The organism is Nitratireductor sp. XY-223 (genome assembly GCF_004959855.1).
GTDB lineage: Bacteria > Pseudomonadota > Alphaproteobacteria > Rhizobiales > Rhizobiaceae > Hoeflea_A.
In genome coordinates, this window is the sequence record NZ_SPNT01000040.1 from 1 (window position 1) to 6466 (window position 6466).

The following is a 6466-nucleotide window of genomic DNA, read 5'->3' on the forward strand; positions in this document are numbered from 1 at the left end:
TATGCCGCTTATCAAGACATGAGACATGTCTCATGGGACGGTATTCGACCTAAGTTATTGAAATGTTTTCGGGCGGCGCTGCGGCGCCTGTGTGAGACACTTTTTGCGAGTTTGGCCGCCGGAGAACTATCATGACGCAGTTGAAACTTGGGCCATTGCCGAAGGTGGAAACGGTTCGTGTTTCGGTGACGATGGAGACAACGTTGAAGGAGGCGCTGGACCTTTACGCCGCCGATTACGCTGAGCTCTACGAGCCTGTCGAGGCGGCGGTTTTGATACCGCACATGCTGGAAGCGTTTCTACGCTCCGACCGCGCCTTCATGAAACGCCACAGCAACCCCGTTCGCAAGCGGCGCGATCAATCCGATTTACGCGCGCGCAATGGCGTCACGACGCCTGATTGAAAGAGCGCTTCATGAAGATCGGCGATCTGTCTTTCTTGTTCTGCGGTCAGCAATGTCAACGCTTGAATGCGTTGGGCCATGGCGTTGATGGTTGTCTCATGGGCGCGGCGCTCTTTGCGAGCGCTGGCCCGCAGACTATCGAGTTCTGCGCCGAGGGCGGTGATCTTGCTGCGATGAGCCGCCGTCCCCGGCTTGCGCCCGTTACGGGCTTTGACTTCGCAGCGGAACGCCTCGACAATATCGGAACAGCGATAGGCCGTAGCGCGAGATACGCCCGCTTCCCTGGCGAGGTTGGCGATAGTCAGCCGGCCATCGGTGCGGTCGGCGCGTCCGGCAAGAAGCCGCTCCATGGCCTGCTTCAGCGCTTGCTCCGTAGAAATGTCTTTCATTTGGCGTATCACGCTGTCTCTTCCGCAAGCGGAGCGATGAGCTTTTGTTTGCGCGCAATCTCTTCGCGCAGCGCGCGACGCTGCAGCACTGACAGTCGCTTGTCTTTGAGCAGCGCTTCGCCGTCAGCGATGGAATCTCGCCAGGGCGCCAGGTGGCGCCGGCTAATGCAGGCGTTCGGACAACGATCAGGGCTGCAATGGGAAAGCATCGGCGCGCCGCGTTCAGCAACTTTTGTTCGGTCGAGGCAATATGCTGTCGCGGGATCGAAGAAGCAGTCATTGAGGAGACCGACATGAAGGGTGCGCGCCAATTGCGTCAGCATTGCGCGCAAGCGCTGGCGGTCGACGATGCGGCCTGGCAAGTCGCCGAGTTTGTCTTTGACTTGTTCGAACTCGGCGAGGATGCGCGCGGAAGCGGGCCCCGTCGGCTTCAGCCCGCGCCTGAAATCCTCATAGTGATCAACGATGTCGTCGAGTTGGCCGAGGGCGCGTTCCTGTTCGATCTCGCGCTTAAAGTCCGCTTCGCCGCCGCCGGCATAGCCTTCAAACATAGCGATCGATGCGTGTTTATATTGAATTTTGCCGGCGACGGCGCCGAACGGGCGGTTGGCGATAAACCAGGCGACGGTGCGACGGAATTGCCGTGTCGTCAGGCGCCAGGTTTTGCCGTCGATGGCGGGCACGATGGGCGCGGTCTCATCGCCGTAGGCCGCATCAAGATGCGCGCGGAAATCATTAAGCAACGCATTAACGCCGGTACCGAGATGCACCGTCGTGGGGCCCTTGTCGCTCAGCATAGGCCAAAGCGACAAGGTTCCGCGTTTGCGCCGCGCTGCGGCCGAAAGCCGTTTCAATACGTCGATGGCGCGGGCGACTGGCGCGATGGTGATCCATTCTTCCGGATGGCCCCGCGCGCCGCGGCCTTTATAGGCGAGCGAACGCACCCGATAGCGTTCAATGACGCCGTCGGCGCTGCGCGTGACGTCAAGGCAATTAAGACGCATGGCCTGAATCTCGCTGTCACGCATGCCGGAAAGATAAGCGCAGACAATGTAACAGGCTGCCTGCAACATGCGCTGTTCATGATCGATGCTGGCGTTGTCGAACCGCGCGCGCCATGGTTCGCCGGTGTCGGGATCATTGGAGATTGGCGTATCCATGCCGCCGATCTCAACGCCGATCCAGTCGGCGGCGAAGGAAAGGTGTGCGCGAAACGCCTCCGGATGGTAGAGCATGCCGGTCGAACAGCCGACCTGCGCCGCGATAAGCGGGAAATTGAAATCCGGCTCCTCGCCTTCAGCGCGCACGGACCGGACCGGAATCCCGCGACCGGCGCGGCGGCGCGCGCGAACATAGCTGTCGAACTTGCCGACGACGGTGCGCGTGGCGGCGCGCGTTGTTTGCCGTTTGCGCTCCAGGCGTTCGCGCTCAGCCGCGGCGGCGAGGATGTCATCGGTGAAATGATCGACATATTTGACCGCCCAGCGCAGCAAAACATCAATGACGGGTTCGGGGATGCGCGGTGTTCGGTTCTCGCCGGTGTCGCGCGGACAGCCGGCGATGCGCGACGCGCTGCGTCCGCGCCAGGGCCGACAAGAATAGCCGCCGAGGGTCAAAACCTCGCCATGGCGATGAAGATCGATCGCGATTTCAACGATGCGGGCGACTTGCTGGGGCGTTCGTTTGCCGCTGTCGCGAATGAAAGCGAGGTAGGCGTCAAGCAAAGCCTGATCGACCGCTTCCATGGAGAATGCGCCGGCGTGACGCTCGATAAACCGAAGGAAGCGTTTGACGTTGTCAAACACGCCGCGGGCCGTCGTCGGCGCCATGACCGTGCGGCGGTTCGGCGAGCGCCCGTTAAGGCGCGCCCACATATATTCCTTCGCCGTCAGTCGTTGCCAGGGATCCGCCAACAGACGAAAGTCGAGAACGCCGGTGCTGGGCGCTGCGTTCTCGCGGAATATGGCGGGCGTCAAATCCCATACGTCATTGCTGAAGTGCGAAAGCTGAGCGGCATCGACGTCGGGTTTAATCTCGGCGGCGCCAAGAACGATCTCATCTGCCTTGCGATGGGCGGAGACTGCAATGGACGATTCGCTTTTCTTGGGAACGGCCGTCATAGGGCGCCGGCTTCGGGAGGAAGATGAAGAAGGTCCGAACGATCATCGGCGATCGCCTTCGCTGCGGCGACATCGGCGTCCGGAAAAGCCGGCAGGATCTGTTCGGCGATGCGCCGATAGGCACGGCCGAACTTCATCGCCCAGTCGCCGCCGGCGAGGACCTCACGTTGCGCCGTCATAAAGTTCATAAAGGCGATAAGCGCCGGCAATTTGCGGCTTGTGATGACGGCGTTCTCGCATTCAAGACAGCCCCAGAAAGCTTTCGGGCAAGGCTCGCCTTTGCGCGCAAACGGACTTTTGTAAAACCCGCCACAGCTTGCAAGCCAGACATCTTGCTCGCCGTCAAGAAACGCCGTCACCTTCGACTTCGCGACGGGCAAATCCGAAACCTGAGGATCGGCGCGCAAGCGCGCTTCGCTCTCGGGTGTGACGATATGCGGTTTAAGCGCGCCTTCGGCGGCGTCATGCAAGGCTTCGGCGACGGTCTCTTCGTGAATGCGTCGCAGCGCTGGAATATCCGCATAATGATTTGCCGCGACCTCAAGAGAGTGGCCGACGGCGAAAGCGTCAAGCTGGCCGTTTGTTTTAATATACCACTCGGCTTTCTGGGTTTTGCGCAGGCGCGAGAGTTGCAGGTTCAACGGTTTGCCATCATCGTCTGTCAGATTGTGCCGCCGCACGAAATAACGCGCCGGAACATGATGGTTCGTCATCACGCTGATCAGGCCCGATGTCGTAAAATAGGCCCACAATCTATCGCCGCCGACGCAGCGACGGGTGCGCGCCGAAAGCCGGCGGCCCAATCGGATCAGGCCGCCGGGCGTTGTCGGTCCGCCGTCGCGCACGCGCAATCGCTTCCATTGCGCGCCGCGCGCGCGGCGCTTCAGATACTCGATCTCCACCGATCCTTTGACCGCATTGCGCAGGCAATCGGCTTTAAGGGTTCGGCAGGCTTCGACCTCAAGGCCGGTCTCCAGACTGAGCAGGACGATGAAAGCGATGATGTCATCGGCCAGCAAGTGAAACCGCCCGTGAACGCCGTCCCAGGGACCGATCGAAACGCCCCGGGTGACGGCACGCTGAATCAGACGGTTGGCGATCGGTTCGCGCGATTGCGGCAGCCAGCCGCGACGGTCCATCTCTTCCAAAACGATTTTGTATTGTTCGAGAACGCTTGCCGGCAACCCCTCCGGCGGCGACGGCACGGCGCCCTCCGGGCTGATGCGCGCCGCTGCCTGCAATACATGAGCCCGCGCGGCAGTGCGCAACGCTTCCGCGATCCGCGGACTATAGGCGTCCCGCGGCTTGCTGGGCTCAAAAGGACGCCTGGTGATATAGGACAATCGCTCGACAAGCCCTGGCGCAAGCGGCGGGCTTCCTCGCTCATCCATGATGCGCAACAGCCCGATCACGCGCGCCAAAAGATGGCGTTGATGGATAGAGGCGCCTGCGTTTTGCGCCAGCCAATCTTCATAGCGGCCAAACAGTTCCGGCGTTATCTCTTCGACGCGCTCAAGCGGGGCGCCGACATCATTGAGGAACCGCCAAAACCGGCGCAACTCGCCCAATCGTCTGTTCACCATCAATTTAGTGCAGACCGTGCCGGGCGACGTCATATCGTCGTAAAACGCCTTTGCAAAAGTGCGCGTCAGGCGCGGCCGCGACCAGTCAGTGAGATTAACGCCGACAACGCCGCCTTCGGGCAACGGTATCGAAAATCGCAAGGCGGCGATGTCGCGCTCTATGCCAGCCGTTGCCGGCATTTCCTTGGGAAAGCGCGCCTTGCGGACGCGCTTGGCGCTCACGGTACAGTCTCCTCACGGCCCGAGGCGCCAGCCCAATCATTGATCGCGGCATCAACGATCGCGCGGCTTTCATCCAGGGAACTGAGATAGATATGCGTACTTATGATGCTTGCATGTCCCATCAGCCGTTGCAGTTTTTGCAAAGGATCGCCAATCATCCGACGATAGGCGGCGGCGCCCGCGGCGCTCACCGATCCATCCTGCACAACCATCCCGATTTGCGTGCGGATGAGCATCGACAACATATTGACGGCGAAGCTGTGACGCAGCATGTGCGGCGTGACCTCGATATCAATACCGAAAGCGCGGCATCGTGCGCTCGCCCGTCGAAACACGCCGGCCCAGGCCCAGGGCGTCATCGCCGCGCCGGTCTCCGTCAGCCACAACATCGCCGGCGAAACGCCGCCCCCATCGACGATAAAAAGCCGTTGTCGCTCCCTTGGCGCGACAAGGTCCAGGCGCATCCTCTTTCGTTGGCCGTCTTCGCCAGCGATGACGATCGTTTTGTGATCAGCATCAACCGCAATCAGCGCGTCCGTCGTTGCATGAACTTTGCTTCGTTCAGCAATCCGTTCAACGGCGTTCGCCCGTTCAAGTGCGGCATAGTCATGAAGACGGAGCATGATACGCAACGGCAATCTAATCCTGCGCGCCTTATTGCCTTTGGTGATTGCAGCAGGCAATCGGAAAAGAAAGAGCCGTTGCTCCGCATCTTGACATGCCGCCGCCGTCGGCAGTTCGCAATGGAGAAGATGGGCAGCTTCCGCAAGGCGCATGCCGGTGGTCAGGAGAAGTTCGGCAAAAAGCGCATTGCGTTCGCCATGGCGTCCGCGCCACGACGGGTCTTCAGAACCGTCAGGCAAACGCCCGCGCAGCCCAACGTCGCGGAACATCGTGAATTTATCGAGCCCGATAAAGCGCATATCCGATTGACGCGCGCCAGGCTCGCGCGCTCTATTGTGAGAGACGACAACGGGGCAATGGGCACCGTGACCGCGCCGAAAGACGCGTCGATAGGTAAAAGGCACAGTCTCGATAATCCCTTCTTCCAGCGCCCATCGATAGAACTTCTCAAGCGCTGCAATCGATCGGTTCCACGATGCCGCCGATATCCGATAGGGCGGCTTCGAGCGGCGTCGCGCGGCATGAAACGCCGCAATGTCATCGGCGTTCCCTTCCCAAATCGATTTGCCCGACCGCCGTTCGTCCAGAAAGCGCATCCAGATCAGGATATCGCGCGCATACGCCCGCAAACTGTTCGGCGAACGCACGCCCATGGTCGGACAGTCCCGAAAAAACCGATTGAGATCGACGTCGTAGCCTCCGTCGTCATCGAGAATGAACGGCATGCCGTCGGTGATCGCGCACTTCTCCACTGTCGCCGCCAAGCGGCCCAACGTCCTTACACCAAACGAATCCGTCTCAATCGGGCGCCGCAATGCGCGCCCGTCCGTCAAAAACAAATCGGGCATATCAGATCTCAAATATGGTGCGCCTTCGGCGCGAGTCATTATTGGAGTGCGAGGGGGTTCCCCCTCGCGCTCCCCCCGCTCGCCGCGTGGCAGGCGAGCAGGCCAAAGCCTGCTCGCTTCATAACAGCGTTTTGTGACACCGCCGCGTCAACCGTTGTCCTCGGGCAAGCCCTGCGGGAACGGTTGACCCGGACGTTTGCGTGCTCCCCCGCAAGCACGGCAGTCGTGGAAACGCCGCGCCATGATGAGACAGGTACAAAGAGTCCGGATAATGCC

Annotated in this window: 5 protein-coding genes; 1 reads left to right on the forward strand and 4 read right to left on the reverse strand. The window is 60.8% G+C overall.

Features of this window, described 5'->3' with window-relative positions:
• The first annotated feature begins 131 nt into the window (after positions 1–131).
• Entirely contained in the window at positions 132–404 is a 273-nt protein-coding gene (locus E4M07_RS28735) for a DUF2274 domain-containing protein (protein WP_136661848.1), read from the forward strand.
• Here E4M07_RS28735 and E4M07_RS28740 read toward each other — a convergent pair.
• From E4M07_RS28740 to E4M07_RS28755, 4 genes are all read right to left on the reverse strand, one after another.
• Positions 359–793, reverse strand: coding sequence for a hypothetical protein (locus E4M07_RS28740; RefSeq protein ID WP_136661849.1), 435 nt, complete (start codon positions 791–793; stop codon positions 359–361). The two genes, E4M07_RS28735 and E4M07_RS28740, sit on opposite strands and share 46 nt — an antisense overlap.
• A gap of 8 nt (positions 794–801) precedes the next feature.
• Positions 802–2538 carry a hypothetical protein gene (locus E4M07_RS28745; RefSeq protein WP_206057433.1) on the reverse strand — a complete coding sequence of 579 codons (1737 nt, stop codon included), beginning with the start codon at positions 2536–2538 and terminating at the stop codon, positions 802–804.
• 371 nt (positions 2539–2909) lie between these two features.
• Positions 2910–4718, reverse strand: coding sequence for a hypothetical protein (locus tag E4M07_RS28750; RefSeq protein ID WP_136661850.1), 1809 nt, complete (start codon positions 4716–4718; stop codon positions 2910–2912).
• Positions 4715–6190, reverse strand: a complete 1476-nt coding sequence (locus tag E4M07_RS28755) for a site-specific integrase (RefSeq protein ID WP_136661851.1) — start codon at positions 6188–6190, stop codon at positions 4715–4717. Before E4M07_RS28755 ends, E4M07_RS28750 begins: the two co-directional genes overlap by 4 nt.
• Between the last annotated feature and the right edge of the window lie 276 nt (positions 6191–6466).